The organism is Chromobacterium haemolyticum (assembly GCF_002081825.1).
Taxonomy (GTDB): domain Bacteria; phylum Pseudomonadota; class Gammaproteobacteria; order Burkholderiales; family Chromobacteriaceae; genus Chromobacterium; species Chromobacterium fluminis.
In genome coordinates, this window is sequence record NZ_MUKU01000006.1 from 168657 (window position 1) to 186667 (window position 18011).

Sequence of the window (18011 nt, forward strand, 5' to 3'; positions counted from 1 at the left end):
CGGCTCCGCTTGAGCTAGAATGCGGGTATGCGACGTTTACTACTTTGGATGATGTGTTGTGTCTGGGCCGCGGCGGCATCGGCCGCGGGCATGCAGGACCTGGGGCGTTTGGAGACCTTGGCCGGAGACTTCCTCAAGCACGAATTGTCGATGCGTCCCGCCACTTGGACCTTGGGGCAACTGGACCGCAAGCTGGCGGTGCCGGCCTGCGCGCAGCCCAAGGCGGATTGGGCGACGCCGGGGGTGACCACCGGCGCCACCTTCGTCGCGGTGTCCTGCCCGGAGCTGGGCTGGGCGTTGCGGATTCCCGTGCGGATCAATGAAAAGAAAATGGGCGTGGCCCTGAGCCGCGCCGTGGCGGCCGGCGAGGTGCTGAGCGCCGCCGACGTGCGCTTGGTCGACGTGGCCAATCCCAGCTTGGCGCGTAATGTCTTGGACGACCTGCAGCAGGCCATAGGCAAGACCATGCGCTCCGGCGCGCCGGCCGGCGCCTGGTTGCGTAGCTTTATGGTTCGCGCGCCTTATCTAGTGAACAGCAACCAGCGGGTGAAGGTGGTGGCGTCGGGAGAAGGTTTCGCCGCGGCGGCCGACGGACTGGCGATAGGTAATGCCGCCGAAGGCGAGCAAGTGTCGGTGCGCATGGCCTCCGGGCGGGTGATACGCGGGCAAGTGCAGGCGGACGGCAGCGTGATGGTGATATATTGAGACGGCTCGTCGGCAAGCCGAGGTGGCGATTGCGGCGCGCGGGGGCGGATAATTAGGAGAAAGTCTTCAAGATATTGTTTTTCCGTCCGATAATAGAGGTAATCCAGGTTCCCTTTGGGAAGGCCATGCCATGAAAGTAGATAACTCGGGCAAGCTGTCAGCAAGCTACAGCACCCAGAACAAGGCAGCGCCGCGAGATGCGGCCGCCAACGCCAACCCTGCCGCCAGTGGATCCGACAGTGTGACGATCAACCCTTTGGCCAGCCGTCTGAGCGCGGTGGAAAGCAAGGTCAGCGGCGATTCCGGCTTTGACGCCGGAAAGGTGGCCGCGATCAAGTCGGCGATTGCCGCGGGTACGTTCAACGTCAATCCGGAGAAGATCGCCGACGGTTTGATCGCCTCCACCAAGGAATTGTTGGCGCGTTAAGCGCGCGCAGTTGAAAGTCAGGCATGAACGTTGTTGAAGAATTCTGCCAGCTGTGCCGGGCCGAGAGCGCTCTCGTCGCCCGGCTAATCGCATTGCTGGAGCAGGAACAAAAGGTGTTGGTGCAGGGCTTTGACGTTCAGCTGGACGCCCTGGCCGAGAGCAAGAGCGCCGTGCTGGACCAACTGGCTGTCAGTGCCTCCCAGCGCGGTGAACTCATGCGTCAGATCGGCGTGCAGGACAGCGAGACGGTTTACATCTGGCTGGCGGACAAGCCGGAAGCCAGCCTGGCCTGGACCGGGCTGGAAGAGGCGATCCAGCGGGCGCAGAGCATCAATCAGCTTAACGGCAGCTTCATCGACCAGCGCTTGTCGTTGGTGGAGGGCGCGCTGAACACCTTGCGCGATGCCGCAGCGTCCACCGTGGGCTACGACAAGGCCGGCCAGTTGCCGGAACTGGCGACTGGGCGACGCTTCCTCGGCTCCGCCTGAGCTTTTTCAAAGTCCGCCGAACGCTGGCGGGATGGCTGGAAGAGGGAGTGAAAACCTCCCCGGCAAGCCTCAGTATACGAGAGAGCGCCTTTGCGGCGCTCTTGGCTTTTTCACCCCGCCGCGGCCGGTTTTAGAGTCTATTCTCAAGGAGCAGTGGGAATGCCCTGGCCTTTATGGTATCTTCCTCTCCGGGCCTGAGAAAACCACTATCCGGAACCAATGACCCTGATTTCCTTGATTATCGCTCTGGCACTGGAGCAGTTGCGGCCGCTAGGCAATCGCAATCGCGTCTGGCTGCTGTTCACTCGCTACGCCAATCATTTGGAACGCAATCTGAATGCCGGCTCCAACCGCCATGGCGTGTTGGCGTGGTCCTTGGCGATCGTGCCGGCAGTCTTGCTCAGCTTGCTGATCTATTACGCGCTGCACGCCTTGAGCCCGATTCTGGCGATGTTGTGGAATGTCCTGATCTTGTATCTGACCATGGGTTTCCGCCATTTCTCCAGTGCGTTCTCCGAAATCTCCCAGGCCTTGGCCGAAGGGCGAGATCTGGACGCGCGCACCGCGCTGGCGAATTGGACTGGACAGGGCACCGCTGAATTGTCTGTCGAGGAAATTTCACGGCTGGCGATTGAGCAGGGGGTGGTGGACAGCTATCGCCATGTGTTCGGCACCATGTTCTGGTTCGTGCTGTTGCCGGGCCCGGCCGGCGCGCTGTTGTACCGACTCTGTTCTATGCTGAATCAGAAGTGGGGCAACCGCGACGCGGACGAAGACCCATTCGGTCGTTTCTCGGCTAGCGCCGCTGCCTGGCTGGACTGGATCCCGGTGCGTTTGACCGCCGCCAGTTTCGCCATCATGGGCGATTTCGAGGATGCGGTGTATTGCTGGCGCTCCCAGGCCAAAACATGGGGGAACTACGCCAATGGCATTCTTCTGGCTTCGGCCGCGGGTGCGATCGGCGTGAAATTGGGCGATCCGCTCAGACAGGATTACTCCATACGTTTCCGGCCCGAACTGGGCTTGGGCGACGAAGCCGACCCCAACTACCTGAAAAGCGCGGTTGGTCTGGTCTGGCGTTCCGCCTTGCTATGGTTGGCCGTAATCCTGCTGCTCAGCGTCGCAAGCCACATGGGCTGACGACCCAACGCCGCCATTAGGGCGGCGTTGTCTTGTCCGTTTGTGTCATTTGAATACGGGGCGTGTTGGCGCGTGCGCGCAACAGGCCCCGCGAGTTTTGCAGGAGTGTTGTCCATGCTGTTTTCCGAACTCGGGCTATCGCCCGAGATTCTGCGCGCCATTGAAGAACAGGGCTATTCCCAGCCCACCCCGATTCAGGAAAAGGCGATTCCTCTGGTCTTGTCCAGCCGCGATTTGCTGGCCGCCGCCCAAACCGGCACCGGCAAGACCGCAGCCTTCATGCTGCCCATTCTGGAGCGCCTGAAGAAATACGCCAATACCAGCGTGTCCCCGGCGATGCATCCGCTGCGCGCTCTGGTGTTGTCTCCTACCCGCGAATTGGCGGATCAGATCGGCGTCAACGTCAAGAGCTACACCAAATATCTACCTCTGCGCGCCACCACGGTGTTCGGCGGTGTCAATATGGACCCGCAAACTCAGGAACTGCGCCGCGGTGTGGAAATCCTGATTGCCACGCCGGGCCGCCTGCTAGACCACATCCAGCAAAAATCCGTTCAATTGAACAAGGTGGAAGTGCTGGTGCTGGACGAAGGCGACCGCATGCTGGATATGGGTTTCATTCAGGATATCCGCAAGATCATGGGCATGCTGCCCAAAGAGCGTCAGACCCTGTTGTTCTCCGCCACTTTTGCGCCGGAGATCAAACGGCTGGCCGCTGATTTCATGAAGTCGCCGCAAACGGTGGAGGTGGCGCGTCAGAACGCCACCAACGATCAGGTCGAGCAGATTGTCTACTCGGTGGATGCGTTCAAGAAACGCCATCTGTTGACGCATCTGATCAAGTCTCGCGACATGAGCCAGGTCATCGTGTTCTGCAAGACCAAGCTCAGCGCCGATCGTCTGGCGCGTGAACTGCAGCGCGACGGCCTGCAAGCCGAAGCCATTCACGGCGACAAGGCTCAAGGCGCGCGTCTGGAAACGCTGGCGGCGTTCAAGGAAGGCAAACTGCGCATATTGGTGGCCACCGATGTCGCCGCCCGCGGTCTGGATGTGACGGAGTTGCCCTATGTGGTCAACTTCGAACTGTCGAACGCCCCGGAAGACTATGTGCACCGGATTGGCCGTACAGGCCGCGCCGGCGCCAAGGGCGTGGCGATTTCGCTGATGTCCCCGGAAGAAACCCGTCAGCACGAGTCTATCGAGAAGCTGACCAAGCAGACGCTGACGCCGCAGATCGTCGACGGTTTCCGTCCTTCCTGGTTGACGCGCCCTAATGAGCGGGAGCGTGAGCGCCCGCCGGCTCCGTCCAAGCCGGAAGCTTCGGTTCTGGCTGGTTCGACCGAGGGCGTGAAGCAGCCTTTGAGCGGCCGTCGCAGCCGCAAGGCGAAGCGGGAAGTGCCCGCCTTGCTGCTGCCTCCGCGCTATAAGGTGGAAATCATTCGCTGATTTGGCGAACACACAAGAAACGGTCCCGGATGGGGCCGTTTTTTTATGGGCGTCGTTGGCACTTCCCATCGGCCACGGGGTCGGATATCAGAGCGAACGGTTCCGGGATGGGAGAGGGCGATGAGGATGAAGTGGCGGTATATCGGGGTGGGCGGAGTGATGTTGGGCGTAGGCGCGGCGGCGGGTGCGACGACGACGGTTTCATTGGCTTCGCGGAACGCCGAGGCCAAGCCCGCGGCGGCATCCGTGATGCTGGCGGAGGCGCAGCGGCTGGAGCGCCTGCGCGCGCTGGTGAAACGGCATGCGATCCAATGTAATTGCTCGCTTTGCCTGGGGCGGGATGTGGGCGGAGCGAGTGGCGGAAGAGAACAGGAGTCGAACCTGCCCGGGACCGCTGGCGGCCCCATCTGATTTTGAAGACCAGCCGCCCCACCGGGGACGCGTCTCTTCCTGCGTATGAGCGGGCATTATATCGCGGAATCGAGATAAGCCAATTTTATGCCTGATAAATAAAATGAATTTCTAGACTGAGCATCATGCCATTAGAATGGATTGCCCGCTGCAATGCGCCGCAAGAGCGTGCGGGCCATTCCGTCTACTGAGAATAAAGGAAATCAGCATGAAGCACGTTCTGTCTTTGTTTACCCAACTTTGCCATGTCGCGGGACGTCCGGGGCTGCGCCGCGGCAAGTAAGCACATCGCCGGCGACGCCGGCGGAGCGAGGCGAAAGCGGCCCTTTGGGGCCGCTTTCGCATTGAGCGCGGCAAGCGCTCTCCAGCGGCTAGCGGCGCTACTGTCCCATGGTACTGGTCGGGATAGGGGCGGATGGTTTTTTGTCGGGCAGCTTGATATATTGGCCATAAATATTTTAATAGCATTTTTGTTCTAATTAGATTTAATTGTTTGGCTTGTAAAATCAAAGTCCAAATGTCATGAGTCCGGCGCGTGAAGCCGCCGGCCGATGGGCAAGGGATGAGCAGGGTTGGGAGCTTGGCATGGGGAAGAGCTGGAAGGCGGTCTTGGGGGGAATGGCGCTGGCGTGTTGGGTGGCCGCGCTTCATGCCGCGCAGGGGCCTGTGGTGTTGACGGTGTCGGGCAAGATCAGCCAGTTCACCAATAAAGAAAAGAATGTGTATGAGTTCCGCGAGCAGGACTTGCAGAGCTTGCGTCAGCATTCGGTGGTGACCCGGACCACCTGGACGCCGCAATCGGTGTTCAGCGGGCCGCTGATGCGGGATATTCTGGCCAAGGTGGGCGCCAGCGGCCAGAAGGTCAAGCTACGGGCCCTGAACGATTATGTGTACTGGATAGACCGCCGCGAGTTCTACGACTTCGACGTGGTGTTGGCGCGCTCGGTCAACAACAAGCCTTTGGACATCACCAACCGCGGTCCCTTATGGCTGATGTATCCGCTGGATCAAATGCCGGAAGACAAGAAAGGGCCGGTGATGGACGCCAAGCTGGTATGGCAGATCAACCGCTTGGTGGTGTTCTGATGCCGGCCGGCCAGGAGAGTTCGGGACGAGCGATGAACAAATCGATGCTGTCCGGCTGGAAGGGCATCCCGGCGCTGGCCTTGCTCGGCTTTTTGCTGCTGGCCATCGGTGTTTACATGGCGATCGAGCGTTATGTGCCGGCGCGCAGCTTTGAGGGGCGCAGCGAGGATTTGTACTGGTCGGTGGCGCAGATGCAGCTTGAGCTGGAGAAAGCGCGCGCTGACTTATTGCGTTTGAAGGCGGGGGAGGTCCCCGAGTCGCAGGTGCAATTCCGCTTGGCGGTAGCCAACAGCCGTTTTCTCGACTTCGTCACGCCGTCCAAGATGCAGGAGATGCTGAGCCGCGTGGATGGCTTCAAGGGCACCGCCAGCCTGCTGCAGGATTTCTTCGAGGACGAGAACATTCTGCATCCCAGCCTACGGACCGCGCAGCAGAATATAGACCGCATCGACAGCATCAGGCCGTCGCTGGCGGAGTTCGCGGTTCAGGCGCGCGTGGCCGAGGTATCGTCCCGCGACGCGCGCAATAAGGATTTGCGGCACAACCAGCAATTGGTCGCTTCGCTATGGTTCGCGCTGGGCGGCATTTGCATGGTGATTTTCGTGCTCTTGTACCGCTATCAGGGCGCGCGTCGCGACGCCGCCGCGCGTCAGCAACTGTTGGAACAAGAGCGTGAGGCGCACAAGGCCACGGTGAACGCGGAACTGGACCGCACCACCTTCCTCGCCACGCTGAGCCACGAGATCCGTTCGCCGTTGCAGACCATGCAAGTGTGCGTGGAGCTGATCGAGCCCGACATCGATCCGGCCGGAAAGGCGGCCAAGGCGGTGGGGCGTTTGAAAACCTGCATGGCGCACCTGATGACCCAGGTGCGGGATATCATGGACATCTCCGCGATCAAAAACATGCAGTTCCGCCTGCATATCAGTGATGTGGACGTGGCGGCCGCGCTGCACGAGGTGATCGATGTGCATCGCGCTCAGCTGGACGGCAAGGGCCTGGGCCTGTATGTGCGGCTGGGCGAGTTGCCGCCGACGGTGAAACTGGACGGAGACCGTTTGCGGCAGATCGTCGGGAATCTGCTGACCAACGCCATTCGTTACACGGATCACGGGACGGTCACTGTTGAGGCCGGCGTGGACGGCGCCGATGGCCGCAATATTTTGGATATCCGGGTGATAGACACCGGCATCGGCGTGCCCGAGGAGTTTCAATCGCGCATTTTCCAGCCGTTTTTCCAGGGGCACGCGCGTAGGGTGGGCAGCAGCGGGTTGGGCTTGGCGGTGGTCAAGGAACTGGTGTCGCTGCTGGGCGGCGAGCTGGAGCTGAAGAGCGTGGTGGGCGTTGGTTCCGAATTCATCGTCCGCTTGCCCATTGTGGTGCCGGATCAACTGCCGGGGCCGGAGCGTTCGGTGTTGGTGGTGGACGACGACAAGAATATCCGCGAACCGTTTTCCGATTGTCTGCAGATGAACGGCTACGCAGTGTCCACTGCCAGCTCGGTGGCGGAAGCCTGTCAAAAGCTGCAGCAAGCGAGCTTCAACGTGGTGTTGTTGGATATGCAGCTGGGCAATGAGAGCGGTTATTCGGTGGCGGAGGCGTTGAAGCGCAGCGTGCGCCACCGCGGCGTGAAAATCATCGCGATGACGGCGTACCCGGAGGAGTACGCCGACCCACGCGCCGCCTGGTTCGCCGCGCGCCTGGAGAAACCGTTTGATATCAGCCGGCTGCGAGCGGTGCTGGGCCGAGCGCTGGAGTCGCCGCCAGGACCGCCTGGACACGCCGGCTAGTCGAACAGCCGCGCTTCTCGAAGAAGGTGCTTGTCGCCCAGGCGACGGGTAAAGCCGCAGCGGTCGAAATATTCCAGGATCTGAATCGCCAGTTTGCGACCGCAGCCCAGCTGGTCGCGGAAGTTGGCGGCGTCGGCATAGCCGGCATCTTGGTTCAGATTCCGCACGATGGCCGCCATGTCGCGTATGGTCGCGCTGGAGAAATAGCGGTCTCGCACCACGGCATGGACATGTCCCAAGCGCGCGGCTTTGTGCAACAAGGCGCGCGCCTGTTCTTCTTCCAGGCCGGCCGCCGCCGCCAAATCCCGCACCCAATGTGCCTGACCCTCTTCGGCGAAAGCCGGTTCCAAACGCCGCCACAGCGCGTCCTCTTCCGTATTGAAAGCCAGCACGTGCTCGGGCAGGTGCAGCCAGCCGCGGGTGTTGGCCAGCCTTCCCTCCGCCAGCAGCTGATCGATCATCAAGTTGACCGCCGCCTCGCTCTCTTGCGGCAGCGCCAGCCGGCGCGCGCGGCCGCGGCTGGCGCCCAGTTGATCCGGCTGCTGAAGATGCAGCGCCGCCAGCCGTTTCAGCAGCTGTTCTTGCAAGTCCGCCCAGTGTTCCGGCGCATAAGCGTGTTGGCCGGCGACGAATAGCGGCGCGGCGCGCAGCAGTTCCGCCAGGCCGGTTTCGCTCAATTGCCGGTCCCAGGCCAGATCGGGCAGGGAAACCGCTTGCCGGCTGAGGCGGAGCCGCAGATTTTCGGCATCCTCCATTCCCGCCGCGGTCAGGGCGCACAGGTAGGCTAGCCGTTCGTCGTGGCGCTTGCCGCGGGTGGGCGGCTGCCGCTCCAATACCGTGGCGCAGGCCAGCGTATGCTGCGCGCCGGCGTCTCTCAGGATTAGCCGGTCGCCGTCGGCTAGATGCAGCGGACGGTCCAGGCTCAGTTCCGCCAACCCCTCGTTTCCGGAATGGAGCTGCGGGCGTTCCAGCAGGGCTACCCGACCGGTGCAGTGGCTGGCGGCGTGATGGATGTGCACCGCCTGCCAGTGTCGCAGCGCGGCGTGAAGCGCCGGAGCCAGGCGCAAGCGCACGCTGACGCGGGAGGCCGGCGTCGGGGCCGCTTGAGCCAGCAGCCAGTCGCCGCGCTGAATCTGTTGTTTTTCGACGTCGCCTGTCAGGTTGAGCGCGATGCGCTGACCCGCCTGGCCTTGCCTCGCCGGCTGGTTTTGCACGTGCAGGCCGCGTACGCGAACGGGAACGTCCTTGCCGCTGAGCCATAAGGCGTCGCCTACGCTGACGCGGCCGCCCCAAGCCGTGCCGGTCACCACTAGGCCGGCGCCGCCTATGGTGAAGGCGCGGTCTATCGCCAGACGGAATCGCCGCTCCGTGCCGGTCGCGTCGCCGCGCAGTTGCAGCAGCTGCCGCCGCAAGGCGTCGACGCCGGCGCCGGTGCGCGCGGAAACCGGGAGCAGCGCCGCCGCTTGCAGGCCGTATTCGGCCAGCGTCCGTCGCGCTTCGCTCATGACGCGTTCCAGTGATTCAGGGCTGGCCAGGTCGCTTTTGCTGACGGCCACGGTCAGGCTGTCCAGCCGCAGCAATTGCAGAATGGCGAGGTGTTCGCGGGTTTGCGGCATCACGCCGTCGTCGGCGGCGATCACCAGCAGCGCGTGGCGCACGCCGCCAACGCCGGCCAGCATATTGCCGAGGAAGCGTTCATGGCCGGGCACGTCGATGAAGCCGATCGCGCCGCCGTCCGGCGTGGGCAGATAGGCATAGCCCAGGTCTATGGTCATGCCGCGCTTTTTTTCTTCCGGCAGGCGGTCGGCGTCGGTGCCGGTCAGGGCGTGCAGCAGGGCGGTTTTGCCGTGGTCTACGTGTCCGGCGGTGGCGATAATCATGGCGGGCGAAGCTGAAGGGGTAAAAGGCCAAGTATCGCCAGAAACAGCGGGCTTGGCCATGGGGCCGCGCTCAGCTTGCGGGCGCGGCGCCCGGAAGGTAGTGCCCGACGGGATCGATATGGATCAGCACGTCCAGCACCGGGTGCAGCTCCAGCACTTGGTGGCGCGCGGCCTCCGAGATGGCGTGAGCCTGTTCCACGCTGATGGCGCCGTCTACTTCCAGATGCACATCCACTTGGATCAGATCGCCCATCTTGCGAGTGCGCAGGTCATGTACGCCGTGGATGCCGGGGGTGGCCAGCAGGGTCTGGCGGATGGCGGCGACGGCGTCGTCGTCGGCGGCGCGGTCCATCAGGTCATGCATCGCGTCCCAGCCGAAGCGCCAGCCCATGCGGGCGACCAACAGGCCCACCAGCAGCGCGGCCACCGGATCCAGCAGTGGATAGCCCATCAGGTTGCCGATAATGCCCAACGCCACCACGAGCGAGGAGGCCGCGTCGGAGCGCGCGTGCCAGGCATTGGCCACCAGCATGCTGGAGCGCACGCGTCTAGCCACCGCCAGCATGTAGCGGAACAGCGCCTCTTTGACCACCAGGGCCAGCAGCGCCACCCACAAGGCGACGACGTGGACGGTGGGGATGGAGGCGGGATCGTGGAATTTAGCGGCGGCGTTGTACAGCATGCCCAGGCCGACGCCCAGCAACAGCAAGCCCAATACCAGCGAGGCGGCGTTCTCGTAGCGGTGGTGGCCGTAGTGGTGGTCGTTGTCCGGCGCTTTGTGGCTGTGTTTGCCGGCCAGCAAGACGACGAAGTCGGCGATCAGGTCGGACAGCGAGTGCAGGCCGTCGGCGATCAAGGCGGAGGAATGCGCCAGGGCGCCCACCACGATCTGGGTGGTGGAGAGAATCAGGTTGACCGCGACGCTGACTAGCGTGCTGATGCGGCCGGCGCGGCGTTTCTCTACGCTGTCGCCGTCGATGGCGTGATGAGTGTGGGCCATGGCAGTGCAGTCCGGCAGTGGGTGGGATGCCGCTATTATCGCACATAAGCTATTAATTTTAAAAAATTGATTGTTTTTATTAATGAGAATGAGAACAAGAATGAACCTCAGCCGTTGGGAGGAGGGCTTGTGACACAATCGTGGTTTTCCGTGGGCGGGGAGGGGAATGGCTTTATTGTTGAAAAGCGTCTTGGGCGCGCTGGCGGTCTTGTTGATCAGTGTGCTGGCCAGGTCCAGGAATTACTATATCGCCGGCCTGGTGCCGCTGTTTCCCACCTTCGCGCTGATCGCGCACTATATTGTGGGCAGCGAGCGCGGCGCGGTCGAGCTGAAAACCACCCTGTTGTTCGGCATGGCTTCGCTGCTGCCTTATTTCATTTATCTGTTGGCCTTGTATTGGCTGATCGACCGTTGGCGCTTGGGGGCGGCCTTGCTGGGCGCGGCGGCTTGCTGGGCGGTGGCCGCCGGCGTCTTGGTGTGGCTATGGACGCGCCAATGAGCCCAGGTTGGCGATGAAGCCGGTTTCGTCCGCCAGGCAGCGCAGGTCCAGCCATAGCCGGCCGTCGGCCAAGCGGCCTATTACCGGCCGCGGCAGCGCGCGAAGCGCTTCGGCCAGCCGTTCTAGCGTGCCGCCTCGGCCGTCGGCAGGCGAAACCGTCAGCGCCCAGCTGGGCAAGCGGTCCACCGGCAGCGAGCCGCTGCCGATCTGGGACAGGCAGGCGGCGTTCTCCACCAGATAGTCCGCTCCCAGCGCGGCGGCCAGCGGGGCGCTCAGGCGCTCGGCGCTGGCGCGCATCGCCGTTTGCGGGCGGGTCAGCAGGCGCAGCGTCGGCAGGGTTTCGGTCAGCCGGTCCGGCTCCAGATAAAGCCGCAGCGTGGCCTCCAGCGCTGCCAGTGTCATCTTGTCGCAGCGCAGCGCGCGTTTGAGCGGGTGTTGCTGAATCTTGTCTATCCATTCGCGCTTGCCGATGATCAGACCGGCCTGCGGCCCGCCCAGCAGCTTATCGCCGGAGAAGCTGACCAGGTCTACGCCGGCGGCGATCATCTGCTGCGGCATCGGCTCGTGAGGCAGGCCGTAAGCGGCCAGGTCGATCAGCGCGCCGGAGCCCAGATCGGTAGCCACCGGCAGGCCGCGTTCGCGCGCCAGTTCGGCCAGTTCCGCCTCCGCCACGCTGCTGGCGAAACCCTGAATCGCGTAATTGCTGGTGTGGACCTTGAGCAGGAGGCCGGTTTCCGCCGTGATGGCGTTGCGATAGTCCTTCAGGTGAGTGCGGTTGGTGGCGCCCACTTCCACCAGCCGGCAGCCGGCCTGGCGCATCACGTCCGGCATGCGGAAGGCGCCGCCGATCTCCACCATCTCGCCGCGGGACAGAATGACCTCGCGGCCGGCGGCGACGGTGGACAGCATGATGAGCACCGCCGCCGCGTTGTTGTTGACCACGCAGGCGGCCTCGGCGCCGGTGAGTTCGCGCAATAGTTCGCTGACCGCCTGGTCCCGGTGGCCGCGGCCGGCGCCTTGCAGGTCGAATTCCAGCGTCGCGGCTTCGCGCATCGCCGCGGTCACGGCGTCCACCGCGGCCTCGGCCATAGGCGCGCGGCCCAGATTGGTGTGCAAGACAGTGCCGGAAAGGTTGAACACCGGCCGCATCCGCATGCGCTGGCGCTCGGCGACTCGATCGCCTACGGCGGCGGCGAGGCTGTCGTCGCTGGCTGCCCAGGGTGGCAGCGCGTGCTGTTCGCGTATGGTCCGGCGCGCCTGCTCCAGCGTTTGGCGCACGGCTTCGGCCAGCGCGGCGTTGCCGTGGCGGCCCAGCAGGCGGGACAGACGGTCGTGGCTCAGCAGGCGGTCTACGGAGGGCAGGCGGGTATACAGGTTTTTCAGGTCCATGGAAGCTTCCGGCGCGGCGTCAGATTCCTTCATTTTACCCGCTTACGCTCGAGAGCTGCCGGCTGCGTATAATGCCCGAATGCAGACACCTCAAACGCCTCCCTTCGCCGGCCTGACGCCGGACGCCATTCTCCACGCAGTGGACAGCCTCGGCCTTTACAGCTCCGGCAGCCTGCTGGCGCTGAACAGCTACGAGAACCGGGTTTATCAGATCGGCATTGACGACGCCGCGCCGCTGGTGGCCAAGTTTTATCGGCCGGAGCGCTGGAGCGATGAGCAGATACTGGAGGAGCACGCGTTTTCGCTGGAACTGGCGGAGCGCGAGATCCCGGTGGTGCCGCCGTTGGCCTTCAAGGGCGCCACCTTGCATCATCACGGCGGTTTCCGTTTCGCCTTGTTTCCGCGTCGCGGCGGCCGGGTGCCGGAGTTGGGCGACGCGCGCACGCTGGAATGGATAGGCCGCTTTCTGGGCCGCATCCACGCTTTGGGCCGGGTGGAGAGCTACGCGCGGCGGCCGGCTTTGGACGCGGACAGCTTCGGCCGCGAGCCGGCGGACTATCTATTGCGGCACGCGGACTTGCCGCCGGAACTGCGCGAAGTCTTCCGCGGCGTGCTGGAGCAGGCGCTGGCCGGTGTCGACCGCGCTTACCAGCGCGCCGGCGCGGTGAGCGCGCTGCGGCTGCACGGCGATTGCCATGTCGGAAATATGTTGTGGACCGACGACGGTCCGCATTTCGTCGACTTTGACGATAGCCGCATGGGACCGGCGGTGCAGGATTTGTGGATGTTGCTGTCCGGCAGCCGCGAGGAGCAATCGGCGCAGTTGGCCGAGGTGCTGGCCGGCTACGAGGACTTTTGCGAGTTCGACCTGCGCGAACTGCATCTGCTGGAGGCCTTGCGCACCTTGCGTCTGATCCATTACAGCGCCTGGCTGGCGCGGCGTTGGCACGATCCAGCTTTTCCAGCCGCCTTCCCCTGGTTCAACAGCCAGCGTTATTGGGAGGAACAGATTCTGACCTTGCGCGAGCAGATTGCGCTGTTGGACGAACCGCCGTTGTGGTCGGTGTAAGAGCGATTTTACGATCTCACGAGCAAGAGCGAGACAAGGCGAAAACGGCATAGAAAGCGGAGTGTTCTCGTGGTATGAGCATTTAGAAGGGGGACTCACCGCGTCACGTCTTACAACGCGCAGCAGATCGTAAACAGGTTCTACTCGCGGGCTCAAAGTCTGGGGTCAGCCGGTGCTGGCCTCCTTATGCTGCTGCATTCTTTCCTTGACCCAGCTTTCGAAGTGGGGCGCGTCCATCGGCTTGGCGATGAAATAGCCCTGGCCCATCAGGCAACCGCGGTTGCCCATGAAGTCCAGATCGGTGGTGGTTTCTATGCCTTCCGCCACCGTGGTCAGCTGCATGCGCTGCGCCAGTTCGATCACGCTGTTGAGCACGGCTTCCAGGTGCGGTTTGGTGGACACCGAGGTGACTAGTGATTGGTCTATCTTCAGTTCGGTGAACGGGAAGCGGGTCAGTTGCTGCAAGGTGGCGAAGCCGGTGCCGAAGTCGTCGATGGACAGGCCCAGGCCGCCCAGCCGCAGCCGGGCGGCGATGCCGATGGCCTCGGCCAGATTGTCGGCGATGGCGGTTTCGGTCACTTCGAAGATGATGAAGCGCGGCGGCACGTGAGTGCTGAGCAGCCGCTGCTCGATTTGCTGGGTCAGGTCGTCGCCCTTCAGCGATAGCGCGGACAGATTGACCGACAACGGCAACCGCAGGCCGCGGCGCGCCCATTCCTGCCATTGCTTCAGGCCTTGGTCCAGCATGTTTAGCGTCAGTTCGGTGGCCCAGCCGCTGGTTTCCACCACCGGGATGAAGCGGGCGGGCGAGACGATGCCGAGTTCCGGGTGCTGCCAGCGCGCCAGCATTTCCGCGCCTTTGAGCAAGCCGCCGTTGAGAGTGACCTTGGGCTGGTAGTAGGGAATGATCTCGCCCTTGTCCAGGGCCTCGCGCACCTCTACCTCGCTGAACAGTTCGGCATGGTGTTCGTCGCCGCCCTTGGGCGTCCACACCCGTTTGAGCAGGTCCAGCAGCTCCGGCTGGCGCAGCGGCTTCTTTAAGCCGCCAAGCACCGGCAGCCCAAGCTCCCGTCCCATCAGCTCCACGGTGGAGATCAGCAGATAGTCTTTGCTGGAAGTGACCACCAGCGGCGCGTTCAGCCCCTCTCTGGCCATGTGCTGCATGACTTGTACGCCGTCCAGTTTGGGCATTTCCAAATCCAGCAGGATCAGGCTGGGCAGATGCTCGCGCATCCGCTCCAGGCCTTCCTCGCCGTTGGCGGCCTGGCGGATCTGCTGCGCGCCCAGGCCTTGGCAGATCTCGCAGCCGTGCTGGCGCTGCAAGGTGCTGTCGTCGATGATCAGGACGTCCTGGATATCCAGTTGCATGGTGTTTCCTCGTTCAGCGGCAAATCGCCTTGGCGATGGTGTCCAGCGACATCACTTCGTCGGCCGCGCCCAAGCGGATCGCTTCCTTGGGCATGCCAAACACGACGCAGCTTTCCTCGTCTTGAGCGATGGTCTTGGCGCCGCAATCGTGCATTTCCTTCAAGCCCTTGGCGCCGTCGTCTCCCATGCCGGTCATGATGATGCCCAGCGCGTTCTTGCCGGCGAACTTGGCGGCGGAGCGGAACAGCACGTCCACCGACGGTTTGTGGCGGCTGACCAGCGGTCCGTCCACCACTTCCACCAGATAGAAGGCGCCGCTGCGTTTGATCATCATGTGTTTGCCGCCGGGGGCGATCAGCGCGCGGCCCGGCAGGATGCGGTCGCCGTTGCTGGCTTCCTTGACTTCGATCTGGGACAGGCTGTCCAGCCGCTCGGCGAAGGAGCGGGTGAATTTTTCAGGCATGTGCTGGACGATGGCGAGGCCGGGGCAGGTGCGCGGCAAGGCGGTGAGCACGGTTTCCAACGCTTGGGTGCCGCCGGTGGAGGTGCCCACGGCGATGATGCGTTCCGTGGTGGCGAACATATTGCCGCCGGTGGGCGCGGACAGGATGGCGTCGGCGGACAGCTTGGGCCGGGTTTCCAGCGGGTTGGACGTTGGCGCCGAACCGCCGGGAGGCGCTCCGCCTCCCAACGTCGCGCCGCCGGCGGAGGGCATCACCCGCACCCGGTTCATTCGCGCGGCGGCGGCGCTGCGCACCGCTTGCACCAGCTGGTTGGCGCTCTCTTCGAGGAAGCCCTTGACCCCGGCCATGGGTTTGGCGATCACCTCCACCGCGCCGGCGGCCATCGCCTGCATGCTGATGTCGGTGCCTTTCTGCGTCAGTGATGAGCAGATCACCACCGGAGTCGGCCGGCTGGCCATCAACTGCTTGAGAAAGGTGATGCCGTCCATGCGCGGCATCTCGATGTCCAGCACGATGACGTCCGGCCATTGCTGTTTCATTTTTTCCATCGCGGCGATGGGGTCGGTGGCCACATCCATCACCGTCATGCCGGTTGCCTGGCTGAAAACCTGGCTCAGCACTTGGCGAACCACTGCAGAGTCATCCACGATCAGCACTTTGATAGTCATGCCCGAGTCCTTGCCTTATGGTGTGCGGAAATCCTGCTCATGTCCGCGTCTTGCGTCTGTTTTACCCACACATCGCCCGTGGCCAGATCGAACATCACCAACCGCGGGCTGTTGCCGCCCAAATCCTCCGCATGCACGGATAGCCCGAGTTGCTTGACCAACTGGTAGGCCATGTCGATATTGCGCGACGGCACGTCGTGCGGCTGATCGCGCTCGACGCCTGCCAGCACCGCGGCTCCGCCCACCAGCTTGGCGTGGAATTCCTGCAAGGGCAGCCCGGAGGTCAGCACCTCGTGCAGCATCAACAGCATGGCTTCGTCGCCGTAGCGGCCGGACAGTGTCGATGGCCTTCGATCGGTGCGCCGCGCCAGCAGGTAGTGGCACATTCCCCCGATTTTGGCCTTGGGGTGCCACAGCGTGATCGAGACGCAGGAGCCTAGCAGCGTGCGGATCTTGTGGTGCTTGTCGCCGAAGTACCAATCGCCGGGATGCAGGAAAATATCGACGTCTTGTTTTGTCATTACCAGGGCCTTTGTGCCGAAGGTGGGCCAAGCGACCGGTTCATTCGTTTCAATGTAGATCAGTTGCCGCGCCGTTTCAGGGTGGATTCGACACGCTCTCCGCCTCCGCGTTTGTCTCCTGGATCAGAAAGTAAGCGATTTGCTGTTGCAGGCGCGCCGCCTGTTTGTGCACTTCGGCGGCGGTGGCCGCCAGTGCTTCGCTGTTGGAGGTATTGCGTTGGGACACCTCGCCCAGGTGTTCCATCGCGTCGCGGACTTGGGAGATGCCGCGCGCTTCTTCCCGGCTGGCGGCGCTGATGCCGCCCACCAGTTCCGCGGTGGCCGCGCTGCGCTCCAGAATGCCGGACAGCACGCGAGCGGCCTGTCGCGCTTCATGGCGGCTGTGCCGGGCCAGTTCGCTGATTTCCCGGGCGGCGTGATGGCTGCGTTCGGCCAACTTGCGCACGTCGTCTGCCACTACGGCGAAGCCGTGGCCGTGCGGCCCGGCCGTGGCGGCTTCGATGGCGGCGTTGAGCGCCAGCAAATTGGTTTGGTAGGCGATGTCTTCGACGCTTGCGATGCGCTCGGCAATCTGTTCCAGCGCGCTTTCCGCGGTTTGCACCGCTTGTTTGCCGTCAGCCACCTGCCGCGCGGCGTCGTGCGCGGCGGCGTTGGTCAGTTCCGCCTGAGCCAGATTGCCTTGGCTGACGTCGTGCATTTGAGCGCAGGATTGGGCGGTGGCGCCGACGCTGAGCGCGGCGGCCCAGCTGTTTTGCGCCAGCGCCTCGGCGGTGGCTCGGATTTCGCGGGCGCTGTCGGCCAGTTGGTCGGCGCTGTGACGCACGTCTTGGATGATGTCGCTCAGGTGGCGGCTGCTGTATTCCAAGGTGGAGTGCACGCTGCGGCGCGTTCCCGCGGGCGGTTTGCCGCCGCGCCATAGCCGGCCGGCAGCCATTTCACGCATGCGCTCGGCCAGCGCGTCGGGTTCCGCGCCCAGGATGCGCCACAGCTTGCGGTGGATAGCCCAGGCCAGCAGCAGGCCAGCCAGCGCGCTGCCTCCGGCCAGCGCCAGCAGCAGCGTTTTCAATTCCCGGCCGCGGCGCTCCGCTTGCCGGGCGGCTTGCTCGCGCAAGGCATGCGTTTGTTCGCGCAGCTGCCGCAGCGGAACGAGCAGCGCCGGGGCCGCCTGGTCCAGCGCTTTGCGGGCTTCGTATTTCTGGTTGGCGGCGGCTTGGCGCATGCCTTGGTCCAATAGCACGAAAGCCTGTTCGCGCTGGGCTTGCAGCCGCCGCATCGAGCCTTGCAGTTCCGTTTTGCCCGGAGCTTGTTGCCGTTCGATGGCGTCGGCGAGTTTCCGCTCCAGTTCCAGGTAGCGGCCGCGGGCGGCGAGATAACTTTCGCGCCAGGACTGGATGTCGCGGCGGCTGGAGACGATGATCAGCGAGCGGTAGTCTATGCGCATTTCTTGGAGCTGGACGTGCATGCGGTCGCTAAGCCGGGCGTGGCGGCCATAGACCTGGGTGATCTCCTCCAGCTGAACGTGGAATTGTTCCAGGCCGTACAGCCCCGCGCCGATCAGGGCCAGCAGCAGAAACAGCAGCGCGCCGAATCCCAGTTTCAGCTGTCGGGAGACGGATAAGGGACTTTGGCCGGGCGCGGGGGCGAAGTGGGCCGGCATGAC

Annotated in this window: 16 protein-coding genes and 1 tRNA gene; 9 read left to right on the plus strand and 8 right to left on the minus strand. The window is 63.6% G+C overall.

Annotated features, from left to right (window positions below; translation table 11 throughout):
- Window positions 1-27: 27 nt before the first annotated feature.
- From flgA to B0T39_RS06315, 5 genes are all read left to right on the plus strand, one after another.
- Window positions 28-705 carry a flagellar basal body P-ring formation chaperone FlgA gene (gene flgA / locus B0T39_RS06295; protein ID WP_081545312.1) on the plus strand — a complete coding sequence of 226 codons (678 nt, stop codon included), beginning with the start codon at window positions 28-30 and terminating at the stop codon, window positions 703-705.
- 130 nt (window positions 706-835) lie between these two features.
- On the plus strand, window positions 836-1132 hold the full coding sequence (gene flgM, locus B0T39_RS06300) for a flagellar biosynthesis anti-sigma factor FlgM (protein ID WP_019100618.1): 297 nt from the start codon (window positions 836-838) through the stop codon (window positions 1130-1132).
- A 23-nt stretch (window positions 1133-1155) separates the two neighbouring features.
- Window positions 1156-1620, plus strand: coding sequence for a flagella synthesis protein FlgN (locus tag B0T39_RS06305; protein WP_081545313.1), 465 nt, complete (start codon window positions 1156-1158; stop codon window positions 1618-1620).
- A 219-nt stretch (window positions 1621-1839) separates the two neighbouring features.
- The gene (locus tag B0T39_RS06310; protein ID WP_019100620.1) at window positions 1840-2760 is read left to right on the plus strand and encodes a CobD/CbiB family protein; all 921 of its coding nucleotides are present in this window, start codon (window positions 1840-1842) and stop codon (window positions 2758-2760) included.
- Window positions 2761-2874: 114 nt separating this feature from the next.
- Window positions 2875-4206: a DEAD/DEAH box helicase gene (locus B0T39_RS06315; protein WP_081545314.1), complete on the plus strand. Its 1332-nt coding sequence runs from the start codon at window positions 2875-2877 to the stop codon at window positions 4204-4206.
- Window positions 4207-4562: 356 nt separating this feature from the next.
- Here B0T39_RS06315 and B0T39_RS25575 read toward each other — a convergent pair.
- Window positions 4563-4657, minus strand: a tRNA-Sec gene (locus B0T39_RS25575).
- Between the two features lie 545 nt (window positions 4658-5202).
- Between B0T39_RS25575 and B0T39_RS06330 the strand changes: the two genes are divergently transcribed.
- Together B0T39_RS06330 and B0T39_RS06335 are read left to right on the plus strand one after the other, a co-directional pair.
- Window positions 5203-5703, plus strand: coding sequence for an oxidoreductase (locus B0T39_RS06330; protein ID WP_141111104.1), 501 nt, complete (start codon window positions 5203-5205; stop codon window positions 5701-5703).
- A gap of 32 nt (window positions 5704-5735) precedes the next feature.
- The gene (locus B0T39_RS06335) at window positions 5736-7493 is read left to right on the plus strand and encodes an ATP-binding response regulator (RefSeq protein ID WP_141111105.1); all 1758 of its coding nucleotides are present in this window, start codon (window positions 5736-5738) and stop codon (window positions 7491-7493) included.
- On the opposite strand, the gene selB is transcribed toward B0T39_RS06335, so the two are convergent.
- Together selB and B0T39_RS06345 are read right to left on the minus strand one after the other, a co-directional pair.
- Window positions 7490-9373: a selenocysteine-specific translation elongation factor gene (selB, locus tag B0T39_RS06340; RefSeq protein ID WP_081545318.1), complete on the minus strand. Its 1884-nt coding sequence runs from the start codon at window positions 9371-9373 to the stop codon at window positions 7490-7492. The genes B0T39_RS06335 and selB overlap by 4 nt on opposite strands.
- Window positions 9374-9443: 70 nt before the next feature.
- Window positions 9444-10373, minus strand: a complete 930-nt coding sequence (locus B0T39_RS06345) for a cation diffusion facilitator family transporter (RefSeq protein ID WP_081545319.1) — start codon at window positions 10371-10373, stop codon at window positions 9444-9446.
- A gap of 166 nt (window positions 10374-10539) precedes the next feature.
- Here B0T39_RS06345 and B0T39_RS06350 point away from each other — a divergent pair, with 166 nt between their 5' ends.
- Window positions 10540-10872, plus strand: coding sequence for a GlpM family protein (locus tag B0T39_RS06350; RefSeq protein WP_081545320.1), 333 nt, complete (start codon window positions 10540-10542; stop codon window positions 10870-10872).
- Here B0T39_RS06350 and selA read toward each other — a convergent pair.
- Complete coding sequence (gene selA, locus B0T39_RS06355; protein ID WP_254894500.1) at window positions 10855-12294, minus strand: L-seryl-tRNA(Sec) selenium transferase; 1440 nt, start codon at window positions 12292-12294, stop codon at window positions 10855-10857. The genes B0T39_RS06350 and selA overlap by 18 nt on opposite strands.
- Window positions 12295-12340: 46 nt before the next feature.
- Between selA and B0T39_RS06360 the strand changes: the two genes are divergently transcribed.
- Window positions 12341-13330 carry a serine/threonine protein kinase gene (locus B0T39_RS06360; RefSeq protein WP_081545321.1) on the plus strand — a complete coding sequence of 330 codons (990 nt, stop codon included), beginning with the start codon at window positions 12341-12343 and terminating at the stop codon, window positions 13328-13330.
- 165 nt (window positions 13331-13495) lie between these two features.
- On the opposite strand, the gene B0T39_RS06365 is transcribed toward B0T39_RS06360, so the two are convergent.
- From B0T39_RS06365 to B0T39_RS06380, 4 genes are all read right to left on the minus strand, one after another.
- Complete coding sequence (locus B0T39_RS06365; RefSeq protein WP_254894501.1) at window positions 13496-14698, minus strand: EAL domain-containing response regulator; 1203 nt, start codon at window positions 14696-14698, stop codon at window positions 13496-13498.
- 13 nt (window positions 14699-14711) lie between these two features.
- Window positions 14712-15830: a protein-glutamate methylesterase/protein-glutamine glutaminase gene (locus B0T39_RS06370; RefSeq protein ID WP_081545322.1), complete on the minus strand. Its 1119-nt coding sequence runs from the start codon at window positions 15828-15830 to the stop codon at window positions 14712-14714.
- Entirely contained in the window at window positions 15827-16351 is a 525-nt protein-coding gene (locus tag B0T39_RS06375; protein WP_081545323.1) for a chemotaxis protein CheD, read from the minus strand. The genes B0T39_RS06370 and B0T39_RS06375 overlap by 4 nt, the downstream gene beginning before the upstream one ends.
- A 76-nt stretch (window positions 16352-16427) precedes the next feature.
- The gene (locus B0T39_RS06380; protein WP_081545324.1) at window positions 16428-18008 is read right to left on the minus strand and encodes a methyl-accepting chemotaxis protein; all 1581 of its coding nucleotides are present in this window, start codon (window positions 18006-18008) and stop codon (window positions 16428-16430) included.
- Between the last annotated feature and the right edge of the window lie 3 nt (window positions 18009-18011).

Coding starts and splice junctions, on each gene's coding strand:
- flgA (WP_081545312.1), top strand. CDS start 28: ATGCGACGTTTACTACTTTGGATGATGTGTTGTGTCTGGGCCGCGGCG.
- flgM (WP_019100618.1), top strand. CDS start 836: ATGAAAGTAGATAACTCGGGCAAGCTGTCAGCAAGCTACAGCACCCAG.
- B0T39_RS06305 (WP_081545313.1), top strand. CDS start 1,156: ATGAACGTTGTTGAAGAATTCTGCCAGCTGTGCCGGGCCGAGAGCGCT.
- B0T39_RS06310 (WP_019100620.1), top strand. CDS start 1,840: ATGACCCTGATTTCCTTGATTATCGCTCTGGCACTGGAGCAGTTGCGG.
- B0T39_RS06315 (WP_081545314.1), top strand. CDS start 2,875: ATGCTGTTTTCCGAACTCGGGCTATCGCCCGAGATTCTGCGCGCCATT.
- B0T39_RS06330 (WP_141111104.1), top strand. CDS start 5,203: ATGGGGAAGAGCTGGAAGGCGGTCTTGGGGGGAATGGCGCTGGCGTGT.
- B0T39_RS06335 (WP_141111105.1), top strand. CDS start 5,736: ATGAACAAATCGATGCTGTCCGGCTGGAAGGGCATCCCGGCGCTGGCC.
- selB (WP_081545318.1), bottom strand. CDS start 9,373: ATGATTATCGCCACCGCCGGACACGTAGACCACGGCAAAACCGCCCTG.
- B0T39_RS06345 (WP_081545319.1), bottom strand. CDS start 10,373: ATGGCCCACACTCATCACGCCATCGACGGCGACAGCGTAGAGAAACGC.
- B0T39_RS06350 (WP_081545320.1), top strand. CDS start 10,540: ATGGCTTTATTGTTGAAAAGCGTCTTGGGCGCGCTGGCGGTCTTGTTG.
- selA (WP_254894500.1), bottom strand. CDS start 12,294: ATGAAGGAATCTGACGCCGCGCCGGAAGCTTCCATGGACCTGAAAAAC.
- B0T39_RS06360 (WP_081545321.1), top strand. CDS start 12,341: ATGCAGACACCTCAAACGCCTCCCTTCGCCGGCCTGACGCCGGACGCC.
- B0T39_RS06365 (WP_254894501.1), bottom strand. CDS start 14,698: ATGCAACTGGATATCCAGGACGTCCTGATCATCGACGACAGCACCTTG.
- B0T39_RS06370 (WP_081545322.1), bottom strand. CDS start 15,830: ATGACTATCAAAGTGCTGATCGTGGATGACTCTGCAGTGGTTCGCCAA.
- B0T39_RS06375 (WP_081545323.1), bottom strand. CDS start 16,351: ATGACAAAACAAGACGTCGATATTTTCCTGCATCCCGGCGATTGGTAC.
- B0T39_RS06380 (WP_081545324.1), bottom strand. CDS start 18,008: ATGCCGGCCCACTTCGCCCCCGCGCCCGGCCAAAGTCCCTTATCCGTC.